The sequence below is a fragment of the Mycetocola sp. JXN-3 genome (assembly GCF_014522285.1).
GTDB lineage: Bacteria > Actinomycetota > Actinomycetes > Actinomycetales > Microbacteriaceae > Mycetocola > Mycetocola saprophilus.
In genome coordinates, this window is sequence record NZ_CP041635.1 from 683,601 (window position 1) to 705,562 (window position 21,962).

Sequence of the window (21,962 nt, forward strand, 5' to 3'; positions counted from 1 at the left end):
ACTCCCCATGTCAGCGCCCACCCGAGTGGTCATTATCGGTGCCGGATATGCCGGGGTGATGGCGGCCAACAGGCTCGCCGGAAGCCCGGAACTATCGGGATCGGTGCGCGTGAGCGTGCTGAATCGCCGGCCCGAGTTTGTTGAGCGGATCCGGCTGCACGAGCTCGCCGCGGGCACCCGGGAGTCGGCCACCGTCCCGATGCGCTCGCTGCTGCACGCCGATGCCGAGCTGATCGAGGGCACCGCGGTGCGCATCGACCCGGAACGGCGTCGGGTCCACCTGGCCTCCGGGGAACCCACGCTGGACTATGACGTGTTGCTCTATGCCGTGGGCAGTACCCAGCCCGCCGAATCCGTGCCGTCGGGGGCATATGGGCTGCGGGATCCCGAGGAAGCGCGACGGCTGCACGCGCGCCTGTCGGCCCTGGACGTCGGGGCGACCGTCAGCGTGGTGGGGGCGGGCGCGACCGGGATCGAAGCAGCCACCGAAATCGCCGAGGCCTATCCGCGACTGCGCATCCGGCTGATCTCCCGCGGCGAGATCGGCGCGAACCTCTCGGCGGCCGGACAGCGGACGATCGCCACCAAACTCGCGGCGCTGAGGATCGAGACGCTCACTCACACGACCGTGCAGCGCTGCGAGGACTCGGCGTTGGTGACCGCGGATGGGCGCACCCTGGACTCGGTATGTACGGTCTGGACCGGTGGATTCGGCGTCCCCGAGCTGGCGAGTCTCAGCGGCCTCCCCGTGGACGAGTTTGGCCGACTCCTGGTGGACGAGACCCTGTCCTGCCCGCGCTACCCAAACATCTTTGGTGCGGGGGATGCGATCTTGGCCCCGCGGAAGGTCGCCGGCCACCTGCGGATGAGCTGTGCGTCGGCGCTGCCGCTCGGCGCACACGCGGCCCAGAACATCATCGCGTTGCTCACGGGGAAGGAACGGGCCCCGCTCTCGATCGGGTATATGATCGCCTGCATCAGCCTGGGCCGTACATCCGGGCTAATTCAGACGCTGCACGCCGATGATCGGCCGCGACGTTTCATCCTGCGGGGCCGACTCGCGGGCATCACAAAGGAACGGGTATGTGGGATGACGCTGTCGTGGCTGCGGGGCGAACGGCGCCGCAGCGGTTCCTTCGGCTGGCCCCGCGGCCCCCGGCTCACCCCCACCCGGTAGCGCGATGAGTGGCACGGAGGTATTTGCCGAACATCGATCGCTGCTGTTCACGATCGCCTATGAGATCACCGGCTCGGCGGTCGAGGCCGAGGACGTGGTGCAGGAGAGTTTTCTACGCTGGTCGGCGGCGGACCGGTCGGCAATCGAGAATCCACGGGCCTATCTGGCCAAGATCGTGACGCGTCAGGCCCTCAACGCGCTGCGCGCCGCCCAGCGCCGGCGGGAGGATTACATCGGACCGTGGCTGCCCGAGCCGCTGCTCACCACCCCCGATGTGGCCGATCACGCGGAGCTTGGCGAATCGCTGTCCTTCGCGATGCTGGTGGTGTTGGAAACCCTGTCCCCGGAGGAGCGGGCGGTGTTTGTGCTGCGGGAGGTGTTCGACTTCCCGTATGCGGAGATCGCCGAGGCCACCGAGAAATCGGTGGTGGCCGTGCGTCAGATTTCCAGCCGGGCCAGGGCACACGTGCGCGCCCGACGGCCGCGGTTCGACGTGGATACGCGGCGGCAGCGCGCCGTCGCCGACCGCTTCTTGACCGCGCTGCAGGGCGGAGACGTGCAGTCCCTGATGGATGTGCTGGCCCCGGGTGCGGTGCTGCTCTCCGATGGTGGCGGACGCGTCTCCGCGGCCCGAAAGCCCGTGCTGGGGGCCGAGAATATCGTTCGCTTCCTGCTGGGGATCGCCCAAAAACCGCTGCCGGACATGCGGATCGAACCGGCCTCGGTCAACGGCATGCCCGCGGTCATCGTCTGGAGCGGGGACCGGGTGGATCTGGTGGCCCTGGTCGAATCCGACCGGGACCGGGTCAGCGCCGTCTACCTGGTGCGCAACCCGGACAAGCTGGGCGCGCTGGCGCGGTCATAGCGCACGTGCATTGTCGCAGATAAAGTAAGAGCCCCACGCTGTGGGGCTCTTACCGTAGTGGCGAGCAGATCCTGTCTGCTGCTCTTCGCGATCAGTGTATGTCGCTGATCACCGTCGCACAAGAGAACGTGCGTGATCTCGGGGGCATGGTTTTTACACCCCCGGCCGGCTGATTTTGGCCGGCAGCGGGAGGGTGCGCTCGGTCCAGACCTTGGCGCGTGGGGGTGCGAACGGGCCGTGCTTGCTGGTGGAGAGCTCGGCGGAGAGCGCAGCATCAGGGTCGGCAACCGCGCCCACCTGATCGCCTTCGACCCCGACGCCGCGTTCACCGTGCACGCCGAACACCTCGCCCACCGCAACAAGATCTCGGCCTTTGACGGCCGCACCCTGCACGGCGTGGTTGAGCGGGTCTGGCTGCACGGCGCCGAAATCACCGAGGACTCGGCTCCCAGCGGGCGGGTGCGCAGACGCTGAACCAGGGGTGAAGTTTCGGGTCCATCGCCTGGCCGGTGAGCTCGGCACACGGGCTGCCTGATCGTTCGGGGGCGGCGCGGTGCCGCAGCCTTCTCGCCTGAGTGTTTGTGTGAAAATATCTGTGTGCAAAATGAGAATGCTTCGGCGAAGACGCCGGTTCTAGACGCCAGAGGCGTCGGTAAAACCTTTCCTGCCCGGCGGGGAAATCCAGCCGTTCCCGTGATTTCGGACGTGGATGTTCGTGTGCTCCCGGGCGAATTTATCGCGCTGGTTGGCCCCAGTGGATCGGGCAAATCCACCCTGCTGTATTGCCTCGCCGGTCTGGAACCGGCAAACACGGGTGAGATCAGCCTGATGGGTGTGCCGCTGCGGGGGCTGAGCCGCGCCCGCCTCGCGAAACTTCGACGAGACAGTGTGGGGTTCATTTTTCAGGCCTATAACCTGGTGGCCTCGCTCACCGTGCGTGAGAACGTCGCGCTGCCCGCTCGGCTGAGCGGAAAGCGAGTGGATCGGCCGGCCGTGGACGTCCTCCTCGATCAGGTGGGTCTGGGTGGGCGGGGTTCGCACCGTCCCGCCGAGCTGTCGGGAGGGCAACAGCAACGTGTCGCCATTGCCCGGGTGCTGGCAGCCCAACCCCGGGTTGTCTTTGCCGATGAACCCACCGGTGCCCTGGATAGCCGCTCGGGTGCGGTGGTGCTGGATCTGCTTCAGCAGGCAGCGGCGTCGGGAACCGCTGTGGTGATGGTAACCCATGATATGGAAGCGGCCGCGCGCGCGGACCGGGTTCTGGTCCTGCGCGATGGGCGCATCCAGCGTGAGCTGGTGCGGCCCACCGTGGAGGACATCTTCGCCTCGATAACACTTCCGCCGGCCACGTCGACGGTAACCGCGTGATCGCGCTTATTTTCGCCGATGTGATCCGTGGGTACCGCGTGTGGGTGGGACTGGCTGCCGTATCGGCGGCCGTCGCGGCCGCCTTCACCTACGTCGCCTATACGCTGACCTCGGCGGTTGCTAACCCCGGGGATCTGGGCGCACTCATCGCCGCAACCTCGGTAGCCGTGGTGTTTTTCACCGTGGTCGCCGGCATCGTGGTGATCGGAAGTACCTCAAACCTTGTGGTCACCGTGCAGCGACGCCAGATCGCGCTGTGGCAACTGATCGGGTTCAGCCCGCGCGCGGTGTACTGGACCTTTTCCGCGCAGATCCTGGTCACGGCGACCGTGGGTTCGGCACTGGGGGCGCTGATCGGGACCTGGATATTCACCCCCGTTTTCCGATACGTGTTGAGTGTCTGGGCCGACCCAGCAACGGCGCAGGTGTCTATTCAGCCATGGGCGGCACTCGTGGCCGCGGCCTGCACGATCCTGTTTGTGGGGCTGTCAGGTCTCGGCGGAGCGCGCCGAGCATCGCGGACGTCGCCGGTCCAGATTCTGCGAGAGCCGGAAGCGCCCGGCGGCATTGTCCAGTGGATCCGAGTGGGACTTGCCGTGGTTCTGTGTGGGGTGACGGTGGGGATCGCGGTCACGCGGTCCGGTGAATCCCTGTCCAGTGTCGCGACAAACGCGCCATTTTTTGCGCCGCTGTTGCTGGTTGCCTGCGTGATTGCCGCCCCCGTGCTGTACCCGGCGGTGATTTCCCTCTGGACGCGGGCGATCCCGGCGACCGCGAGTAGCTCGTGGTATCTCGCACGAAATGCCGCCCAGTATCGGGTGGGGCTTACCACCTCGGCAATCAGCCCGCTGATGCTCGCCATGGGCCTTGTCGCCGGTGTCTATAGCGCCGGAAACACCCTGGCTACCGCTGCGGGGGCAGACGCGGCCCAGTACGGTTTGGACCCGAGAGAGATTCTGCTGATGTTTGGCGGCCCGCTTCTGATCTCCCTGGTGGCCTCGGCCTCCGCGGTTTACATCACCAATGGGGATCGCCGGAGGGAACGGGCGCTGCTGGATTCGGCCGGTGCAACCCCCGGCACCCACGTCGCGACGGCCTTCTGGGAGTCGGTCATCTACGTGGTGACGGCGATGATCCTGGCGGCCGTGGCCGTCATCACCGCCACGGTTCTTGTTGCACTCTTGGCCGGTGCACCGGGCGTCAGTATTGATCTGATCCCGATTGCGGTCCTTGCCGGGGTCGGGCTGATCCTTCTCGGCGCGGCAACCCTGATTCCGGTGGTTGCGGCCAGGCGGGCATCGCCCCTCGGCGCTCTCGCCGCCGAATAGCAAGACGGCACCGCGATCCGAGCGGATCGCGGTGCCGTCTGTGTCGCGGTGTCGTTGATGCCGGGCTAGACTCCCGGCCGGCTGATTTTGGCCGGCAGCGGGAGGGTGCGCTCGGTCCACACCTTGGCGCGTGGGGGAGCGAACGGGCCGTGCTTGCTGGTGGAGAGACCGGCGGAGAGCAGGGTTTCGGCCAGGCGCACGGCCTGGCCCACCCCGTCCACCACCGGGACGCCGCCCAGGCGTTCGGACAGGCGCCGATCGAGCCCTCCGAAGGCCGCGCAGCCGAGCACAATCACGTCGGCTCCAGCATCCAGCAGAACCCGAGACTCGCGCTCCAGCGCATCCAGGCCGGGATCCGTGAGGGACACCGAGGCTCGGTGAGTGTTGGCCTCCGAAGCCGGAAGCACACGCGCCTGCGAGGTCGGAACCGATTGAGATGCCGGGAGCATTCCCGCCGCTGAGGCTGCAACCGTGCTCGTTTCCGATGTTCGAGCACCGGCCGCCCCCGCATGCGACACCGGGATTCCCGAGGCGCGCACGCCCGCCGAGCGGCCCGAGAGGCCGATCAGCTCGATCGTGTCGGTGATCCCGGCGAGCGTGGATTCCAGCGTGGTCACCACGCCGAAACGGTGCCCAATAAGGCAAGCGGTGAAGACCGCCGCCTCGGTGATGTCCACCACCGGAACGTTCGCCAGCTGGCGCACCCCCTCGCGTCCGTGCTCCCCGAATCCGGCGAGCACCACCGCATCGTAGGTGCGCTCCTGGGCGACCCGCTCGATTACCGCGGCCGCGCTGAGATAGCTTTCCAGGTACCCCTCGGCGGAGGTGGGACCCCAGGTGGGCTGCACCGCGCGCACCACCGAGGTGCGCGCGGCCGCCTGCGCGGTGCGGGCGATCCCCGCGGTGACCTGCTCATCGGTATTGCAGTTCACCACGAGGATCGTCGGCAGCAGGTTGCTCAGCACAGCTCGCCGTCTCGGGCGACCACGCGTCCCGCGTGAATCACCACTCGGCCGATCGCCGGACGATCCATGACCGCCGAGGTCGGGGTTTCGCCGGTGACCAGCACCAGCTCGGCCGGGTCACCCACGGCCACGCCGGGACGTCCGGTCCCGGCGGCGCCCAGCTCACGGTTGATGACCCGCGCCCCGCCCCAGGTTGCCAGTTCCAGCGCGTTTTCGATCTGCTCGTCGCGGTTGTAGTTCTGCACAAACGCCAGCTGCCAGGTGCGGTCCAGCATGTCCGCGTTACCGTAGGGCGACCAGTAGTCGCGCTGACCGTCCATGCCCAGGCCCACGCGAATGCCCGCGGCGGCCATCCGCTCGAGCGGCAGCACCCAGCCGCCACCCGAGGGGGCAATGTGGGTGATCGCGATGTCCAGCTCGGCGATCTGTTCGAGGGCTTTGTCCACCTGCGGCAGCCCGCTGCCGAGCGCCGGGGCGTGCGAGATCGAGACCTGACCCTGCATGCTCAGCGCGCGCACCCGCTCGAAGATCAGGTCCATCGAGAACAGGCCCAGCAGTCCGGCCTCGTGCAGGTGAATGTCCGCGCCCGCGCCGTGACGCTCGGCGAGCTCAAACACGGTGTTGAGGTGGCGGACCGGATCGCGGTCGATCTCGCACGGGTCGATCCCGCCCACCAGGTTGCCACCCGAGCGCAGCGCCTCGGACATCAGCTCGGGGACGCCGGGCTCGCGGTGGATCCCGACCTGCGGGAACACCACGATCTCCACGTCCGCCCGGTCCGCATAGGCCTCGCGGGCAGCCAGGACCCCGGCGAACTTCTCCAGGCCCGAGTCGGCATCCACCTGGGCGTGGGAGCGCACCCGGGTGGCACCGTGGGCGATCATCCGCTCGAGCGTATAGGTTGCCCGCTCGGTCACCGACTTCTCGGCCGAGCGCCAGTTGGCGCGGTCGTTGTAGATGCGTCCGTCTCGTCCGGGTTCGCCCGAGTAGGGGCGGAAGGGCAGGCCCAGCCGGGTCGAGTCCAGGTGCACGTGGGTGTCGGAGAAGGAGGGAACCAGCAGGCGGTTTTCGCCGTCCAGGATCTCGGCCGTGGGGGCCGAGGGATGGGTGGCGACCTCGGCCCCGACCGCCACGATCACTCCGCCCGAAAGCAGCACATCGGTGGTTTCGGCACCCCAGGGACGCACGTTGGTAATCAGCAGGGCGGTTGTCATGTCACTCACTTCGCATAGGTGATGTCGGCGATCACGAACTCGCCGTCGGCGCGAGGCTTCCAGGTGATGCCGTCGCGGACCGCATAGTCGGTGTTCGGGGTGTAGAGCCCGATGATGTGGGCCTGTTCCACGTTCAGCTTATGCAGCTGGGCGAAGACCGCCGTGCGCTCGTCGCCGGAAACCGTGCGCTGCTTGAGCACCAGATCCTTGGCGGCGGCATCCTTGGCGTAGTCGTTCTGGCCACCGGCGAATAGGTTGGTGACGGGCATGTCACCATCCAGGGTCGAGGGTGCCCAGGTGTTGAGGTAGATGCCGGCGGCATTCACGGTGGAGTAGATGATCGAGGACAGGGTGGCCTGATCGGTCCCGGCGAGCTCGATGTTCAGGCCCACGGCCTTGAGGTAGCCCTGGATCGCCTGAGCCACGTTCGAGGAGAGCGGGATGCGGCCGCTGGTCGCGTACTGGAAGGTGATCTTCTCACCCTTATATCCGGCCTCGGCGAGCAGCGACTTGGCCTTTTCCGGGTCGAACTCGTGGGTGGCCGCATCCTTGACATAACCGGCGACCGAGGGGGCGATGACCTGGTCGTTGGCGGTGCCACTGCCCGAGAGGACCTTGGACACCAGCGACTTCTCATCGATGGCCAGCGAGATGGCCTGACGCACCTTGGCATCGGCGAGCACCCCCGCGGTGGAGTTGATGCCGAGGAACACCGAACCGTTGCCGGTGCGGCTCTTGACCGAGGCCCCGGGGGCGTTGAAGCCGGTGGCCTGGTTGGGGGAGATCAGCGCGATATCGAGGCTGCCGGAGATTACACCGTTGAGGCGGGCATCCTCATCTCCGACGGTCTGGAACACCACCTTTTTGGTTTCGGGGGCCTTGCCCCAGTAGTCGGGGTTTGCAACCATCGTGTAGTTCACGCCGCGGGTGTAGCTTTCAAACTTGAACGGTCCGCTGCCCACCGGGGCCTTGGCGAACCCGTCCGAGCCGAGCTTCTCGTAGACCTTCTCGGGGACGATCGAGATCGCGGTGGTGATCGAGGGCCACGGCGAGAAGGGGGCGTTGAGGTCAAACTCGACGGTGTCCTTGGCGGTGGCCCGCACGGCCTTCAGCGTTTCCATGTAGCCGAGGTTGTCCGAGTCGGGGGAGGCGAGGATCTTGTTGTAGGTGTAGGCCACATCCTCGGCGGTGACCGGGTCGCCGTTGCTGAACTTGGCGTCGGTGCGGATCGTGAAGGTCCAGGTGGTGAAGTCGGCGTTCGGGGTCCACTTGGTGGCCAGGCGCGGGGTCAGCTCGCCGTCGGCGCTGAGCTGGGTCAGCTGGTCGAACTCGTTGTAGTAGTAGTTGTAGCCGGCCAGGGAGCCGTCCATGATGGGATCCGGCGACTTCTCCGGCTCGGCCACCTGGCCGATGGTCAGCGTGTGATCGGCGGAGCCTCCGGCGGCGCCGGCCGAGCAACCGGCCAGCAGCAGGGTCGCGGCAACCGAGAGTGCCAGGGTGGCAGTGAGGGAACGTCTCATTGCGGTACTCATTTCAGGGATCGGTGGTGCGGGTGGGGTGGGGAGTCTAGGCGGCCGAGGAGAGCGGGCCGGCGGAACCGTCGCGTCGGGAATCGGCGAGGCCGAGTGTTCCGGGACGCGGGCCGGCGGTGCCCGGGTTCGGCGTGGGGATCGCCCCGGTCAACGCACCGCGACGGTGCGGATCGGGGATCGGGATCGCCGCGAGCAGCTCGCGGGTGTACGCATCCTCGGGATGGTGGAACACGCGCTCGGCGGGTCCGGTCTCCACGATCTGCCCGGCGCGCATGACGGCGATCCGGTCGGAGAGGTGGCGCACCACCGAGAGATCGTGGGCAATAAAGAGGTAGGAGAGCCCGTGCTGCTCCTGTAACCGGATCAGCAGGTTGATCACCTGCGCCTGCACCGACACATCCAGCGCCGACACCGGCTCATCCAGCACCAGGATCTCGGGGTTGAGCGCGAGCGCGCGGGCGATGCCGATGCGCTGGCGCTGGCCGCCGGAGAACTGTGCCGGGCGACGGCCCAGCACGTCCTCGCCGAGGCCCACATCCGCGAGCAGCTGGATCACCCGGCTGCGGTCGTAGCGCCCCATCAGCCGCAGCGGCTCGGCCACGATGTCGTGGGTCGTGAGGCGCGGGTTGAGCGAGGAGTAGGGGTCCTGGAACACCATCTGCATGCGGTTGCGCAGGCGGCGCAAGTCTCGGCCGTTCAGCGCATTGGGGTCCTGGTCGAGGATGCGGATGCTCCCGCGGGTGGGAGCGTTTAGCCCGAACAGGGTGCGCACCAGCGTGGACTTGCCGGAGCCGGATTCGCCAACCAGGCCCAGGGTTTCGCCGCGGTGCAGGGTCAGGCTCACGCCGTCCACCGCGCGCACGGGTTCGCGGCGGCGGCCCGAGCCGCGGAAGGTCACCGCGAGGTCGGCGACCTCCAGGACCACCGGGGCATCGGTGGCGACCGGGGTCCGGGTCAGATGTTCGATCGGTCCGGTGCTGGTGGCGGTGTCGCTCATGCCGAAACTCCCTCGGGATTGGTGGTGGGAACGCCCAGGATCGAGCTCAGCAGCATCCGGGTATAGGGGTGGTCTGGGCGATCGAAGATATCCCAGACGCTGCCCTGCTCGACGATCTCGCCCGAGCGCATGATGCAGATCCGGTCGGCCACCTGGGCGACCAGGCCCAGGTCGTGGGTGATCATCACCAGGGCGGCCCCGGTGTCGCGGCGGGCCTCGGCGAGCACCCGCATGATCTGCGCCTGCACGGTCACATCCAGCGCGGTGGTGGGCTCGTCGGCGATCAGCAGTCCGGGATTATTGGCGATGGCCATAGCGATCACCGCGCGCTGGCGCATGCCGCCGGACCACTGGTGCGGATAAGCGCGGGCGCGTTCGGCGGCATCGCGCACCCCGACCTGTTCCAGCAGCTCGGCGGCGCGGACTCGGGTCTCGGCGGTGGAGAGCGTGGGCTGGTGCACCTTCACGGCTCGGGCGACCTGGTTCCCGACCCGCTTGACCGGGTTGAGCGCGGTCATCGGATCCTGGAACACCATGCCGACCCGGCCGCCGCGCAGCACCCGCAGTTCGTTGTCGTCCAGGCCCGCGACGTCGATCCCGTCCACCAGGATCTGGCCGCCGGTCACCTCGACCCCCGGGGGCAGCAGCCCCAGCACGGCGAGCATCGTGAGGCTCTTGCCCGAACCGGATTCTCCCACCAGGCACAGGACCTCGCCCGGATGCACCGTGAGGCTGACCCCGTGCACGAGCTCGCGCACGCTTCCATCGGGGGCGGTGGTGGCGATGCGCAGGTCGCGCACCTCCAGCAGCGGGGTGGGGATACTCATGCGCGCTTTCCCTTCTTGGCGATGCGGAACAGGGCCGAACCCTCGGCGGTGAAGCGCTGGCTGATCAGGTTGGTGCCGATGATGACCAGGAAGATCGCGATTCCGGGCACCAGGGCCAGGTGAGGTGCCTGACGGATGTACTTCTGTCCCTCGGAGATCATCAGACCCCAGCTCGGGGTGGGAGCCTGGACGCCGAGGCCCAGGAAGTCGAATGAGGAGGTCAGCAGCATCACACCGCCGATATCGGTCGAGGCCAGAATGAGGATCTGCACGGCCACGTTGGGCATGATGTGCTTGCGGGCGGTCCACCAGCGACTGGCCCCCTGGATGCGTGGGGCGATCACAAAGTCGCGTTCGCGCAGGCTCAGCGCGGTGCCGCGGGCGACCCGGGCGTAACCGACCCAGTAGGTTGCGGCGAGCACGATGATCATCAGCCAGACGCTCGGGCCGAGGGCCGCGGAAAGGGCGATCAGGACCAGGATGACGGGGAGCGCAAGCTGGACGTCGGCCCAGCCCATCAGCACGGTGTCCACCTTGCCGCCGAGGTAGCCGGCGGAGGTCCCGACCACCAGGCCGATCAGCGCGTTGACAGCGACGATCGCGACCACGATGCCCAGGGTGATCCGCCCGGCCAGCGCGAGCCGGCTGGCCTCATCGCGGCCGAGGGCATCGGTGCCCAGCGGATGCGCCGGATCGGTCAGCGGACCCAGCAGCATCTTGTCGAGGTTTTGGGTATACGCGTCATAGCCGGGCAGCAGCGGATACAGCAGACAAAACAGCACCACGATGCCCACGAGCACGGTGCCCACAAGCGGTCCGGTGATGCGGAACCGGCGGGCACGCGGTGCCGCGACGGTGGCGGGGGAGGCGGTGGTGGTCATCAGATCCTCACTTCGGGACGGGGGAAATCAGGAGAGGCGGACACGGGGGTCAACGAGGCCGTAGATCAGGTCAACCAGGAGGTTGGCAACCACAAAGATCACCGCGATGATGATCAGCGCCGACTGCACCACCGGGAAGTCCCGCGAGTACACGGCACCGAGCATCAGCTGGCCCAGGCCCGGCCAGGCGAATACGTTTTCCACGATGACCAGGCCGCCGAGGAAGGTGCCGAGGTTGATGCCGGCCACGGTGAGGACCGGAAGGAGCGCGTTGGGGAGCGTCTCGGTGAGGACCACGGTGCCGTGGCGCTCGCCGCGGGCATACGCGGTGCGGGTGTAATCGGAAACGCTCTGCTCACTCAGTGCGTTATCCATCAGCCGGGTGTAGACCACAAACTGTCCGGTGGCGATGGTCAGCACCGGCATGATCATGGCCCGCCAGTCGGCGTTGCCGAGCGAGGGCAGCACGCCCAGCCCCACCGAGAAGACGAGGACCAGGAGCAGACCGAAAAAGAAGTCGGGGATGGCCTGGCGCAGCGATCCGAAACCCAGGAAGATCGTGCGCAGCGATCGCCGGCCGGTGAGGTGAATGCTGACCGCGGCGATCAGCGCCAGCAGCAGCCCCACCGCGAGTCCGGCGAAGCCGAGCTGGAAGGAGGCCGGGATGCGCTCGAAGACCAGCTGCATCGAGGGGACGCCGGGCTGACGGTAGGAGTCGCCGAAGTCGCCGTGCAGCACGCCGCCCATGTAGTTGAGGTACTGCTGCCAGATCGGCAGGTCGAAGCCGAGGCGGTGGTTGAGGGCGTCGATCTGTGACTGCGGGGCGTTCTCGGTGAGCAGGATCGCCGCGGGGCTGCCGCTCAGGCGACCGAAGACAAACGTGAGGCTCACCACGATGGCGAGGGTCACGACGGCCTGGATCAGGCGGCGGAGGACGTATCGAGCCATGTTTGCCTTTCAAACGGGATCTTTGTATACATAGTGACCCGGGATTGTTTCGGGCGGATCACATCCTGTTACGGGCCGGTAACAAAAGTCAGTCCCGGCATATCCGCGGGTATTTCGCGGTAATTGCGGTGATCTGAGCGTGTTGCAAATCGCTCAACTACACCGCATACTGGGAACGTGTTCAGCGGGTTCAATCGCATCCGCTCCTGATTCTGTATACAAGGACTGATATGACCACAGTGCTCCTGACCGGCGAAGACTGCGCGCGTCTGGTCGAATGGCCAGGCCTGATCGCGGCAATGCGCGAGATCCATCTGGACCATGCCCGCGGCGTGGCGATCCAGCCCGTGCCGCGCTCGATCCGCAATCCGGCCGACACCGATCCGGCACCCGCCCAGATCATCCCGATGACCGGATACCGGGCGAGCACCGGGGGCTATGTCCTCAAGGCGCTGGCCGATGCCCCGCATAATCGTGAGCGCGGGATTCCCGCGCAGCGCTCGACCGTCGCGCTCTTTTCGGCCGAGACCGGGGAATGCCGGGCGCTAATCGACGGGGCGGTTCTGACTCGCACCCGCACGGCCGCGGTCACCGTGGCGGCAACCCTGGCGCTGGCGCCCGCGGGGGCCGATGTGGTGACGATTGTGGGAGCCGGGGCCCTGGCGCTGGAGCATGCGCGGGCGCTGGTCTCGGCGATGCCCCTGCGCGAGATCCGGTTCTGGTCTCGGACCCCGGCCGGATCGGACACCGCGGTGGCGACCCTGAGCGCCGAGCCCGCCTTCGCCCGCGTCAGCCTGAGCGCGACCACGAACCTGCGCGCGGCCCTCGCTGGTGCCGGGATCGTCTGCACGCTGACCCCCGCGCGCGACCCGCTGATCACCCCGGACCTGCTGGGCGAGGGCGTACACGTCAATGCGGTGGGTTCCCCGCCGCGCCCCCTGTTCCGCGAGCTGACCCCCGACGTGTTCGGGCGCGCGACCCTCACCGTGGTGGATGTGCTGCCGATCGCCCTGGCCGAGTCCGGCAATATTCGAGACGCAATCGCCGCGGGCACACTGGGCGAGACCGAGCCGATCGAACTCGGGCGGATCCTCGCCGGCGAGGTCGCTCGGCCCCGCGGACTCAGCGTGTTCAACAGCGTCGGCATCGGCTTGCAGGACCTGGCGGCGGCCGAGTACTTCCTGGGGCGTTCCGAAGCTCACGAGGATGGTCTGCAGGTCCAGCTGCGTCCGGTGCGCACTCCCGTATCATGAGCATGACGGCGTTGAAGAAGGGGTCGCGATGACACGGGTATCGGCCGAGGACTCCCTGGTGGGTGCGCTCTACGCAACCCTGCGTGAGCGCATCATCCTGGGGGAGTACCCGCAGGGGGCGAAGCTTCCCGAGACGACCCTGGCCGCCGACCTGAACGTGTCTCGCGTGCCGATTCGCGAGGTGCTGCCGCTGCTCGAACGCGACGGCCTGATCCGCACCAACCCGCGCCGCAGCGCGGTGGTGCACAGCTGGGATCACGCCTCGGTGACGGACCTGTTTGAGGTGCGTCTGGCGCTGGAACCGCTGGCCGCCGAGTATGCGGCGCGGCGCGTGGCGGCGGGGGCGGACCCGGAACCGTTGCACCGGGCGTTCGCCGATGCCGTGGCAGCGATCGAGCAGGGCGATCCGATCACCATCGCGGCGACCAACGCCGACCTACACCGAGTCATCCTCGACCTGGCGGACAACGAACTGCTGCGCCAGATGATGCGTCCGGTCCTGGTGCGGATGAACTGGATCTTCTTCCTCACCTCCGACCGCGACACCGACGTGCAGTGCTCCGAGCATCGCCACCTGGTCGAGGCGATCGCCGCAGGCGAGGGTGCTCTCGCCCGGTTCCTCGCCAGCGCCCATGTCGAGGGCGGCCGCGTCCCCACCTTCGCGGCCCTCGCCGGCCACCTCGGAGAGAAAGCCGAATAGACCCGCTTTTGCCGTTCGGCTAGCTCGCGAGGCGCATGGAGATGAGCCGGTTGAGTGATACCTGCTGTTCCGCGGCCTCGATCGCGAGATTGCGGTGGAGTTCGGGTGCGATGCGCACGAGGAACTTCCCGGAATAGGCGCGGTCCGAGAGCGGGCCGGGGATCGTCTCGCCGGTGAGCTCCATGTCTGCCAGCACTTCGGCGACGAGTTGGTTAATCCCGGTGAAGGCGTCCCGTGAGGTTTCGGCGAACCAGGAGAGCGCGGGGAACTCGGCGACGGTGCCCAGGAATCCGGTGTCCTCCCCGGACCAGCGGACTCGATACGTGTAGTGATCTGCGTGAATCATGCGGATTCCCCCGTCAATTTAGCTATCGCGGCAAGTACCTGCTTCACCTGATAGGCCTTTGCCCTGCCTCGAATATCAATTGCAGTATCAATAGTGATACTAGCATGAGAAGCGCGGTTGTGATGTTTGGGCGCAGCAAAAACCCCGCGAAACCGAGGTTCCGCGGGGTTTGTGACGGGCCGGACTAGAGCGCGTTGTCGTCCGACTCCGGGGTCCAGTCGCCGGTGGCGAGGTACTGGACCTTCTTGGCGATCGAGACCGCGTGGTCGGCGAAGCGCTCGTGGTAGCGGGAGGCGAGGGTGGCGTCCACGGTTGCGGTGGCCTCACCCTTCCAGGAGTCACCCAGAACCTTCTCGAAGACGGCGACGTGCAGGTCATCAACCCGGTCATCGTCGGTGAGGATCTCCTCGGCGAGTTCCACATCCTGGTTGCGCAGCATTTCGGTGAGCTTGCGCGAGATCTCCACGTCCAGACGACCCATCTCGGCGAAGGTCGAGCGCAGACCCTTGGGTACCGCGCGCTCCGGGAAACGGTAGCGGGCAAGCTGGGCGATGTGCTCGGCCATGTCACCCATGCGCTCGAGCGATGCGGAGATCCGCAGGGCCGAGACGACGGTGCGCAGGTCGCGGGCGACCGGCTGCTGGCGGGCAAGAATGTTGATGGCGAGTTCGTCCAGGGCGCGAGTGAGGACGTCGATGCGGGTGTCGTTCTCGATCACGCCCTCGGCGATTGCCACATCCGACTCGTTGAAAGCGCGCACGGCGTTCTCAATCGAGATCGTCACGAGCTCCGAGATGGCGATCAGACGATCCTGAACCTCTCGCAACTCCTGCTGGAATACCTGACGCATGCTTCTCCTCGTGTGAACGGGTGTGTGGTGCGGGCCGAAGGATTGGCGGCACCGCATTAGAATGCCCGGTCAAGGTTAACAGTTGGTGCCGATTACGTAAACGCGACACTAAAAGCCCTGGTTGGGATGGTTGCCGTTGGGTAACCGGGTGCACTGCCCCCTAATCTAGTCGTATGCACTCAACCCTGTTGGTGACTTCCACTTTGGTCCTGGGACTTGTCCTGGGGGCCGGGTTTACCCTCCTGTTCTTTGTGGCCGCTCAGCGCGGACGTCGGGTGGCCGCCGTTGCCGCACCCCGCGTGCCGGAGGGGGTATCGCAGGTTCTGGATGCGATCGAAAGCGCGGGCGTGGTCGTGGACCCCTCGGGCAACGTGGTCAAGGCATCGAGCGCGGCGTTCACGCTGGGCCTGGTGCGGGACGGCCACGTAACCCACGAGGAGCTCGACGCGCTGGCCAACGTGGTGCGCGACACCGGGCTGCCCACCACCCGCGAATTTGCCCTGCGCCCCGACCAGTTCGGCGAGCTTGACCGTCAGGTCCTCGCCCGTGGGGCACGCCTGGGCACACGCTACGTGCTGATCCTGGTGGAGGATCAGACCGAGCGGCTGCGCCTGGATGAGGTGCGCCGCGACTTCATCGCCAACATCTCCCACGAGCTCAAGACCCCGATCGGCGCGATCTCGCTGCTGGCCGATGCGCTTGATCCCGCCGCCGATGATCCCGAGCGGGTACGCTCCTTCGCCACCCGCCTGGAGGTGGAGGCCGAGCGGCTGACCAAGATCACCGCCGACATCATCAACCTCTCCCGACTGCAGTCCGCCGAGGCGATCGGGAAGCCGGCGCTGGTGGACATGGCCGATGTGGTCAAGGCCGCGGTCGAGCAGAATAAGGTGATCGCCGAATCCCACGGGGTCGAGGTCATTTCCCGAACCGTCTCCGATGCCGTCGTGATCGGTGACCGGGCCCTGCTCGTGGTGGCCGTGCACAACCTGGTGAACAATGCGATCGCCTACTCCCCGGACGCCACTCGCGTGGGCGTGGGCCTGGCCGTGCGTGACGGGATCGTCGAGGTCTCGGTCACCGACCAGGGCCCGGGCATCGCCGAGGAGGAGCGCGAACGGGTGTTTGAGCGCTTCTTCCGGGTGGATCAGGCCCGCTCGCGCACCACCGGCGGATCGGGCCTGGGGCTCTCCATCGTCAAGCACACGGCACAGAACCACGGTGGCGAGGCCCGAGTGTGGTCCCGCGTGGGCCAGGGGTCCACCTTCACCATCAGACTTCCCGAGGCATCGGCTGATGCCCGGGCTCAGATCGAAACCACATCCCTGGAGGAAAAGTAATGGCTCGCATCCTGGTTGTTGAGGACGAAGCTTCACTCAGCGAACCGCTGGTGTACCTGCTGGAGCGCGAGGGGCACACCGTGTCGCTTGCCGAGAATGGAACGGACGCGCTGGCCAAGTTCCACACCGATAACCCCGAGGTGATCCTGCTGGATCTCATGCTGCCGGGAATCTCGGGCACCGAGGTGTGCCGGCAGATCCGCGCGCTATCCACGGTGCCGATCATCATGGTGACCGCCAAGGATGACGAGGTGGACGTGGTGGTGGGCCTCGAGCTCGGGGCCGATGACTACGTGACCAAGCCGTATAAGAGCCGCGAGCTGCTCGCCCGCATTCGCGCCGTCCTGCGTCGCCGGGGCGATGAGGAGGGTGACGAGCTGGATGACACCGTGCTGCGCGCAGGGAACGTGACCATGGACCTCAACCGGCACACGGTCGAGGTGGACGGTACGGCCGTAGCGATGCCGCTCAAGGAGTTCGAGCTGCTGGAAATGCTCATGCGCAACACCGGACGGGTACTCACCCGCGGACAGCTCATCGACCGCGTGTGGGGCAGCGACTACTTCGGGGACACCAAGACCCTGGATGTCCACATCAAGCGCATCCGCTCGCGGATCGAGCCGGTCCCCTCCGAGCCCAAGATGCTGCTCACCGTGCGCGGCCTGGGCTACCGCCTGGAGGGCTAGCTCGGGAGTCTGCTCCCGCGGGCGTTGTGGTGCGGGCGGATGCGTGGGGTTCTCGCGCCTAACGTACCGCGCGGCGAAGCCACTCCAGGCGCGGCCGCCCATCCCGGCTGGGAATCGAGACAAAGCCGAGGCGTGTATAGAGCCCGATGGCGTCGTGGCGCCAGTCCCACACCGACAGCAGCGCCGCGCCCTGAACCTCGGAGAGTGCGGCTTCCAGGAGTGCCCGGCCGACCCCGCCGCGATGCTCGGGAGAGACCCAGAGTCGCTTGATCTCGGTGCCCGGGGCATCCCCGCCGGGCACGGTGGCTCCGCCGCCCGGATGCAGCACCACGATGCCCACGGGCCGACCGAGTTTCTCGGCCAGGAGGATACGGGAGTTCGCGAGCGCAACCGCGGGCTGGTCGACTTCCCGCTGATATTTTTCGGGCAGAACGGTGACGTCGAGGTTCTCGGGCGCGTCCTCGCCCGCATGCACGCGTTTTTCGCGTTCGGTCTGCTGGAGATATGCCCGCAGGAGGGCCGAAACTGCCGTCGCGTCGGGCCCGGTCGGGTCCGCCTCCCGAATCGTGATCAGCGTGTTCATCGGGGCGCTCCCTCGGTCTGTTCCCGAAACATCGGGGTGTTCAGGCGTGGCGTTCCCGTGCGCACACGGTGCCGGGAAACACAAAACCGGGCACCGACGAGCCGAAGCCACCGTCGATGCCCGGCGTGAAAACCAGGGTTAGTTGCCGGTCGAGGGCGATACCGAGGGGCTCGGGACCGGGGTGATGGTCTCGTACTCCTTGAGTACCGGGTCGAGCACCGGAACGCGGGCCTCACCGGCGGTCTCGTTGCCGTACTGGAACGACATCGCGGCGTCGGCGCCGGCCGGGGTGGTGAAGTCCTGCAGGGTGATGCCGGGCTTGCCATCGGCACCGAAGGTGGTCATCCCGGAGGCGGCGATCTCAACGGTGGTGCGTCCACCGGGGAACTCGACGTTCAGCGTCTGAGCCTTGTCGCCGGTGTTCACCACGGTCATCGCCAGTACGGCCTCGGTCTTCGAGTGGGTGATCACCAGGGCGTTACGCACGTCGAGGGTTCCGACGTTTGCCGAAACGCCATCGCTCGCGTCGTAGTGCTTCAGCGTCGCCTGCGGGGCGATCAGGTTGCAACCGGCGGTGCCGACAAGAACGGTAGCCGCGAGTACGGCCGAGGTGATGAAACGCGTCTTCACTGGTCCTCCAAGAACACGACGGTGGCAGGCGAGCGGGATTGCCCGCGTGCAGGGGCTGGACCGTCCTAGTCTAGCGTGCGGATAAAGGGTGTGTTGACCGCGCAGATAATAACGTATCTTCACTGTGCTAAACTGAAAAACGCTGAAGGGACACCGATTCATGATTTTTGAGGTTGGCGAGACCGTCGTTTACCCCCACCACGGGGCTGCCGAAATTACCGAGGTAAAGACCCGGTTGATTAAGGGCGTCGAGAAAACATATCTGAAACTGCGGGTGACCCAGGGCGACCTGGTTATCGAGGTTCCGGCAGACAACGTGGACCTTGTTGGGGTCCGCGATGTGATCGGCAAGGAGGGGCTGGAGCGCGTGTTCGACGTGCTGCGTGCACCCTTCACCGAGGAACCCACCAACTGGTCGCGCCGGTACAAGGCCAACCTTGAAAAGCTCGCCTCCGGCGATGTGATCAAGGTGAGCGAGGTTGTTCGTGACCTCTGGCGCCGAGACCAGGACCGTGGACTCTCCGCCGGAGAGAAGCGCATGCTGGCAAAGGCCCGGCAGATCCTGATCTCCGAGCTGGCCCTGGCCGAGAAGACCGATGAGGACAAGGCGTCGCTGGTCCTCGATGAGGTACTGGCTTCCTAGTTTGCCTTGAGACCTCCTCCGGAGGTTGGGCTTCGTAGCCACTCACGGGTTCACCCCCGAATAACGCACTTCGAAACGGGCGGATGCTCATGCATCCGCCCGTTTTGCGTTTCCTCGGGGCCCGGCCTGTACGCTCGTTGTATGAGTGTGAACCCCGCCGTCGCCGTGATCGTTGTAGCCGCCGGAAGTGGAACCCGCCTCGGCGGAGATATCCCCAAGGCCTTCCGTGAGGTGGCCGGTGTGCCGATCCTCGAGCACGCGCTGCGCGGCGTTTTTGGCATGCGTCGCGAGGCGCAGGTGATCGTGGTTGCTCCCGAGGCGTTCCGTGGGGATGCCGAGCTTATTCTGGGCCACGCAGCCGGAGATGCCGCCGAGTACGCCTCGGTGGTCACCGGCGGGGCGACCCGGCAGGCCTCGGTCGCGGCCGGAATCGCGGTTCTGGCCGACTCGGTGCGCATCGTCCTGGTGCACGACGCGGCCCGGGCGCTGACCCCCTCCAAGCAGTTTGACGACGTGGTGGACTCGGTGGCCGCGGGCGGCCGCGGAATCGTTCCGGGCCTGGCGGTGGCCGACACCATCAAGCGGGTGGACGATGAGGAACGCATCGTCGAGACCGTGGACCGTGACGAGCTGCGGGCCATGCAAACCCCCCAGGGATTCCCGCGCCACGCACTGGCTCAGGGTTATGCGGACGCCGAGGAGGAGTACACCGACGACGCGGCGCTGTTTGCCGCCACCGGCGGATCCGTCGCGGTGATCCCCGGCGACGCCCGCGCGTTCAAGATCACCACCCCCTGGGACCTCAACCGCGCCGAACACCTGCTGCGTCCCGAGGGCGGCGAGCGGATCCGCGTGGGTGTCGGGGTGGACGTGCACGCCTACGATGACAACGCCGAACTGTGGCTTGCGGGCCTGCTCTGGCCGGGGGAGGCTGGACTCGCCGGTCACTCGGACGGCGATGCGGTGGCCCACGCGATCACCGACGCGCTGCTGGGGGCCGCCGGGCTTGGAGACATCGGCACGATGTTCGGGACCGACGATCCCCGCTTCGCCCAGGCGCGCGGCGAGGTCTTCCTGATCGCGACCCGGGAGCGCCTGATCCAGGCGGGCTTCGGAATCGAGAACGTCTCGGTCCAGATCATCGGAAATACCCCGCGCTTCACCCCGCGCCGGGCCGAAGCCGAGGCCCTGCTGAGCGGGCTGATCGGGGCACCGGTGAGCCTCTCGGCCACCACGACCGACCGCCTGGGCTTCGCCGGCCGCGGCGAGGGTCTCACCGCTATCGCGACCGCGGCGCTGCGCCAGCGCCACTAGGGTCGAATTACAAAAATGCCGGACCCCGCGGGGCCCGGCATTTTTGTGTGGGGGAGACTAGCCCATCGTGTTGACGATCAGGCCGATGTGGGTGAAGAAGTTCATCGCGCCAAACAGCACAAACGCGATGCCCGCGAGGCTCCAGACGATGCCCAAAATCTTCTCAACCGCGCCGGGCAGGGTCTTGACCGAGAAGGTCTTCAGCGCGAACGGGAAGAGGACTGCACCGAGGCCGACCAGGGCGAACAGCCCCGACATGAAGATCGCCTCGATCATCGGGTACTCGGCGAAGGCACCGGAGATGGGCTCCTCCGGCGGGGCGGCAAAGAGCTGGAAGATCACGCCGGCGAACGCGATCCCGAAGAGGGCGAGTCCGAGGCCGACGATGAAGATGCCCAGCGGACGCGACACCTTGGCCACATACTGAGCGGGATCCGCAGCATCGCGGATCGTCTTGCCACGCTTCCAGAGGAACAGCGCGGCGGCCAGGAGCAGAACGCCCAGACCGAGGCTGGTCTCGCCGAAGATGATGTTGTCAAAGGGGAAGTACTTGGCAAAGGGCCAGGTGAGGGTCATGTGCAGGCCGGTGGCGGTAAGGATGAAGCCGAGCACACCCGAGGCGAGTGCCCATCCCTCGGGGACAAACTCGGTGTCCTTCTTGCGCAGCTCGCGGGCGAGCAGGACCAACAGCAGCAGTCCGGCGCCGGCGGCGATCGACATGATCGTGTTGTAGGTGGGCATCTGGGTCCAGTCGATGACCAGACCCTCGGTTTTGATGGGGGACATGAGGTTTCTTTCTATGCATGTGTATATGCTGTGTATACGGCAGTATAAGCCCGGGACGCGCGGAATCCTAGGGGCACCCAACGGGTACTCTGAGGAGATGACTACGCCGACCACGCAGCAGCGCCGAGAGCTCATGGTGGCCGCCGCCGCGACGCTGCTGATCGCCGAGGGCCCGCGCGCGATCACGCACCGCCGGGTCGCCGATGCCGCGGGGATCCCCGCGGGGTCCGCCAACTACCTGTTTGCCACCCGGCGCGAGCTCTACGCTGCCGCGGTCACCTCGGCCGAAAACGTTCGCGTCACCGCCGCCACCCGGGTGGCCGAGGCGCTGCCGCAGGCTGAGCGGGACGCGGTTGAGACCGCCTCGCTGCTGCTGGAAACCTGGTACGCGCCGCAGACCGACCCCAATCTGGTGCGGGTCCGCCTCGAACCCATGCTCGAGGCCGGTGCCGATCCCGAGCTGCGCGAGATCATGGCCGTGTCTCGTCCGCGCCTGCTGGGTGCGCTGGAAACCGTGTTGGATCGCTGCGGGTTTGGCGGCGTGGGAGAGACCGAGATGATCGCCCAGATGCTCGACGCGAGCCTGCTCTATGCGGTGGGTGCGGGAGAAGTCGACCCCAGACTCGCGGCCGCGCGGCAGGTTGCCCGGCTCCTCGACCTCCTCAAGCGGGTGCCTCGAGGGTAGGCCCGCGCGCACAAAATACAACTGACAACCGGTATTTTTTGAGT

General features: G+C 66.9%; 24 protein-coding genes. 12 read left to right on the top strand and 12 right to left on the bottom strand.

What is annotated here, in order from left to right:
• The first annotated feature begins 7 nt into the window (after nt 1–7).
• The 5 genes from C7C57_RS03135 (at nt 8) to C7C57_RS03155 (ending at nt 4,738) form a co-directional block, all read left to right on the top strand.
• Nucleotides 8–1,177: an NAD(P)/FAD-dependent oxidoreductase gene (locus tag C7C57_RS03135; RefSeq protein ID WP_187977548.1), complete on the top strand. Its 1,170-nt coding sequence runs from the start codon at nt 8–10 to the stop codon at nt 1,175–1,177.
• Between the two features lie 4 nt (nt 1,178–1,181).
• Nucleotides 1,182–2,042 (top strand): RNA polymerase sigma-70 factor, encoded by an 861-nt coding sequence (locus C7C57_RS03140; RefSeq protein ID WP_187977549.1) that lies wholly within the window; start codon nt 1,182–1,184, stop codon nt 2,040–2,042.
• Nucleotides 2,043–2,279: 237 nt separating this feature from the next.
• The gene (locus C7C57_RS03145) at nt 2,280–2,516 is read left to right on the top strand and encodes a hypothetical protein (protein ID WP_187977550.1); all 237 of its coding nucleotides are present in this window, start codon (nt 2,280–2,282) and stop codon (nt 2,514–2,516) included.
• Between the two features lie 123 nt (nt 2,517–2,639).
• Nucleotides 2,640–3,410 carry an ABC transporter ATP-binding protein gene (locus tag C7C57_RS03150; RefSeq protein WP_187977551.1) on the top strand — a complete coding sequence of 257 codons (771 nt, stop codon included), beginning with the start codon at nt 2,640–2,642 and terminating at the stop codon, nt 3,408–3,410.
• The gene (locus C7C57_RS03155) at nt 3,407–4,738 is read left to right on the top strand and encodes an FtsX-like permease family protein (RefSeq protein WP_187977552.1); all 1,332 of its coding nucleotides are present in this window, start codon (nt 3,407–3,409) and stop codon (nt 4,736–4,738) included. The genes C7C57_RS03150 and C7C57_RS03155 overlap by 4 nt, the downstream gene beginning before the upstream one ends.
• A 65-nt stretch (nt 4,739–4,803) precedes the next feature.
• On the opposite strand, the gene C7C57_RS03160 is transcribed toward C7C57_RS03155, so the two are convergent.
• The 7 genes from C7C57_RS03160 to C7C57_RS03190 are packed head-to-tail and all read right to left on the bottom strand — an operon-like array spanning nt 4,804 to nt 12,102.
• The gene (locus C7C57_RS03160; RefSeq protein WP_187977553.1) at nt 4,804–5,703 is read right to left on the bottom strand and encodes an aspartate/glutamate racemase family protein; all 900 of its coding nucleotides are present in this window, start codon (nt 5,701–5,703) and stop codon (nt 4,804–4,806) included.
• Nucleotides 5,697–6,917 (bottom strand): amidohydrolase family protein, encoded by a 1,221-nt coding sequence (locus C7C57_RS03165; protein WP_223144782.1) that lies wholly within the window; start codon nt 6,915–6,917, stop codon nt 5,697–5,699. Before C7C57_RS03165 ends, C7C57_RS03160 begins: the two co-directional genes overlap by 7 nt.
• 5 nt (nt 6,918–6,922) lie before the next feature.
• On the bottom strand, nt 6,923–8,437 hold the full coding sequence (locus tag C7C57_RS03170) for an ABC transporter substrate-binding protein (RefSeq protein WP_187977554.1): 1,515 nt from the start codon (nt 8,435–8,437) through the stop codon (nt 6,923–6,925).
• Nucleotides 8,438–8,483: 46 nt separating this feature from the next.
• Nucleotides 8,484–9,446, bottom strand: coding sequence for an ATP-binding cassette domain-containing protein (locus C7C57_RS03175; protein WP_187977555.1), 963 nt, complete (start codon nt 9,444–9,446; stop codon nt 8,484–8,486).
• Nucleotides 9,443–10,273, bottom strand: coding sequence for an ABC transporter ATP-binding protein (locus tag C7C57_RS03180; RefSeq protein ID WP_187977556.1), 831 nt, complete (start codon nt 10,271–10,273; stop codon nt 9,443–9,445). Before C7C57_RS03180 ends, C7C57_RS03175 begins: the two co-directional genes overlap by 4 nt.
• Nucleotides 10,270–11,154: an ABC transporter permease gene (locus tag C7C57_RS03185; protein WP_187977557.1), complete on the bottom strand. Its 885-nt coding sequence runs from the start codon at nt 11,152–11,154 to the stop codon at nt 10,270–10,272. Before C7C57_RS03185 ends, C7C57_RS03180 begins: the two co-directional genes overlap by 4 nt.
• Before the next feature lie 27 nt (nt 11,155–11,181).
• Nucleotides 11,182–12,102, bottom strand: coding sequence for an ABC transporter permease (locus C7C57_RS03190; protein WP_187977558.1), 921 nt, complete (start codon nt 12,100–12,102; stop codon nt 11,182–11,184).
• A 230-nt stretch (nt 12,103–12,332) separates the two neighbouring features.
• Between C7C57_RS03190 and C7C57_RS03195 the strand changes: the two genes are divergently transcribed.
• Nucleotides 12,333–13,355: an ornithine cyclodeaminase family protein gene (locus tag C7C57_RS03195; protein ID WP_187977559.1), complete on the top strand. Its 1,023-nt coding sequence runs from the start codon at nt 12,333–12,335 to the stop codon at nt 13,353–13,355.
• A 28-nt stretch (nt 13,356–13,383) separates the two neighbouring features.
• Nucleotides 13,384–14,055, top strand: coding sequence for a GntR family transcriptional regulator (locus tag C7C57_RS03200; RefSeq protein WP_187977560.1), 672 nt, complete (start codon nt 13,384–13,386; stop codon nt 14,053–14,055).
• Nucleotides 14,056–14,074: 19 nt separating this feature from the next.
• Here the strand turns inward: C7C57_RS03200 and C7C57_RS03205 are convergent, their stop codons facing one another.
• Together C7C57_RS03205 and phoU are read right to left on the bottom strand one after the other, a co-directional pair.
• Nucleotides 14,075–14,401 (bottom strand): type II toxin-antitoxin system HicB family antitoxin, encoded by a 327-nt coding sequence (locus C7C57_RS03205; protein WP_187977561.1) that lies wholly within the window; start codon nt 14,399–14,401, stop codon nt 14,075–14,077.
• Between the two features lie 184 nt (nt 14,402–14,585).
• Nucleotides 14,586–15,251 carry a phosphate signaling complex protein PhoU gene (gene phoU, locus C7C57_RS03210; RefSeq protein ID WP_030148209.1) on the bottom strand — a complete coding sequence of 222 codons (666 nt, stop codon included), beginning with the start codon at nt 15,249–15,251 and terminating at the stop codon, nt 14,586–14,588.
• Between the two features lie 191 nt (nt 15,252–15,442).
• Between phoU and C7C57_RS03215 the strand changes: the two genes are divergently transcribed.
• The gene (locus C7C57_RS03215) at nt 15,443–16,591 is read left to right on the top strand and encodes an ATP-binding protein (RefSeq protein ID WP_310503991.1); all 1,149 of its coding nucleotides are present in this window, start codon (nt 15,443–15,445) and stop codon (nt 16,589–16,591) included.
• Entirely contained in the window at nt 16,591–17,277 is a 687-nt protein-coding gene (locus C7C57_RS03220; RefSeq protein ID WP_030148211.1) for a response regulator transcription factor, read from the top strand. The genes C7C57_RS03215 and C7C57_RS03220 overlap by 1 nt, the downstream gene beginning before the upstream one ends.
• Nucleotides 17,278–17,335: 58 nt before the next feature.
• Here C7C57_RS03220 and C7C57_RS03225 read toward each other — a convergent pair whose 3' ends face one another.
• Nucleotides 17,336–17,860 carry a GNAT family N-acetyltransferase gene (locus C7C57_RS03225; RefSeq protein WP_187977562.1) on the bottom strand — a complete coding sequence of 175 codons (525 nt, stop codon included), beginning with the start codon at nt 17,858–17,860 and terminating at the stop codon, nt 17,336–17,338.
• Nucleotides 17,861–17,998: 138 nt separating this feature from the next.
• On the bottom strand, nt 17,999–18,490 hold the full coding sequence (locus C7C57_RS03230) for a hypothetical protein (protein ID WP_187977563.1): 492 nt from the start codon (nt 18,488–18,490) through the stop codon (nt 17,999–18,001).
• 160 nt (nt 18,491–18,650) lie between these two features.
• Here C7C57_RS03230 and C7C57_RS03235 point away from each other — a divergent pair, with 160 nt between their 5' ends.
• Together C7C57_RS03235 and ispD are read left to right on the top strand one after the other, a co-directional pair.
• A complete protein-coding gene (locus tag C7C57_RS03235; protein ID WP_030148214.1) occupies nt 18,651–19,133 on the top strand; it encodes a CarD family transcriptional regulator in 483 nt (160 codons plus the stop codon).
• Nucleotides 19,134–19,274: 141 nt separating this feature from the next.
• Nucleotides 19,275–20,447: a 2-C-methyl-D-erythritol 4-phosphate cytidylyltransferase gene (gene ispD / locus C7C57_RS03240; RefSeq protein ID WP_187977564.1), complete on the top strand. Its 1,173-nt coding sequence runs from the start codon at nt 19,275–19,277 to the stop codon at nt 20,445–20,447.
• Nucleotides 20,448–20,504: 57 nt separating this feature from the next.
• On the opposite strand, the gene C7C57_RS03245 is transcribed toward ispD, so the two are convergent.
• On the bottom strand, nt 20,505–21,233 hold the full coding sequence (locus C7C57_RS03245; protein WP_187977565.1) for a DUF981 family protein: 729 nt from the start codon (nt 21,231–21,233) through the stop codon (nt 20,505–20,507).
• Between the two features lie 97 nt (nt 21,234–21,330).
• On the opposite strand from C7C57_RS03245, the gene C7C57_RS03250 reads away from it, so the two are divergent.
• Nucleotides 21,331–21,918 carry a TetR/AcrR family transcriptional regulator gene (locus C7C57_RS03250; protein ID WP_187977566.1) on the top strand — a complete coding sequence of 196 codons (588 nt, stop codon included), beginning with the start codon at nt 21,331–21,333 and terminating at the stop codon, nt 21,916–21,918.
• Nucleotides 21,919–21,962: the final 44 nt, after the last annotated feature.

Coding starts and splice junctions, on each gene's coding strand:
- C7C57_RS03250 (WP_187977566.1), top strand. CDS start 21,331: ATGACTACGCCGACCACGCAGCAGCGCCGAGAGCTCATGGTGGCCGCC.
- C7C57_RS03190 (WP_187977558.1), bottom strand. CDS start 12,102: ATGGCTCGATACGTCCTCCGCCGCCTGATCCAGGCCGTCGTGACCCTC.
- phoU (WP_030148209.1), bottom strand. CDS start 15,251: ATGCGTCAGGTATTCCAGCAGGAGTTGCGAGAGGTTCAGGATCGTCTG.
- ispD (WP_187977564.1), top strand. CDS start 19,275: ATGAGTGTGAACCCCGCCGTCGCCGTGATCGTTGTAGCCGCCGGAAGT.
- C7C57_RS03225 (WP_187977562.1), bottom strand. CDS start 17,860: ATGAACACGCTGATCACGATTCGGGAGGCGGACCCGACCGGGCCCGAC.
- C7C57_RS03195 (WP_187977559.1), top strand. CDS start 12,333: ATGACCACAGTGCTCCTGACCGGCGAAGACTGCGCGCGTCTGGTCGAA.
- C7C57_RS03175 (WP_187977555.1), bottom strand. CDS start 9,446: ATGAGCGACACCGCCACCAGCACCGGACCGATCGAACATCTGACCCGG.
- C7C57_RS03135 (WP_187977548.1), top strand. CDS start 8: ATGTCAGCGCCCACCCGAGTGGTCATTATCGGTGCCGGATATGCCGGG.
- C7C57_RS03245 (WP_187977565.1), bottom strand. CDS start 21,233: ATGTCCCCCATCAAAACCGAGGGTCTGGTCATCGACTGGACCCAGATG.
- C7C57_RS03220 (WP_030148211.1), top strand. CDS start 16,591: ATGGCTCGCATCCTGGTTGTTGAGGACGAAGCTTCACTCAGCGAACCG.
- C7C57_RS03235 (WP_030148214.1), top strand. CDS start 18,651: ATGATTTTTGAGGTTGGCGAGACCGTCGTTTACCCCCACCACGGGGCT.
- C7C57_RS03165 (WP_223144782.1), bottom strand. CDS start 6,917: ATGACAACCGCCCTGCTGATTACCAACGTGCGTCCCTGGGGTGCCGAA.
- C7C57_RS03140 (WP_187977549.1), top strand. CDS start 1,182: ATGAGTGGCACGGAGGTATTTGCCGAACATCGATCGCTGCTGTTCACG.
- C7C57_RS03185 (WP_187977557.1), bottom strand. CDS start 11,154: ATGACCACCACCGCCTCCCCCGCCACCGTCGCGGCACCGCGTGCCCGC.
- C7C57_RS03205 (WP_187977561.1), bottom strand. CDS start 14,401: ATGATTCACGCAGATCACTACACGTATCGAGTCCGCTGGTCCGGGGAG.
- C7C57_RS03200 (WP_187977560.1), top strand. CDS start 13,384: ATGACACGGGTATCGGCCGAGGACTCCCTGGTGGGTGCGCTCTACGCA.
- C7C57_RS03180 (WP_187977556.1), bottom strand. CDS start 10,273: ATGAGTATCCCCACCCCGCTGCTGGAGGTGCGCGACCTGCGCATCGCC.
- C7C57_RS03170 (WP_187977554.1), bottom strand. CDS start 8,437: ATGAGACGTTCCCTCACTGCCACCCTGGCACTCTCGGTTGCCGCGACC.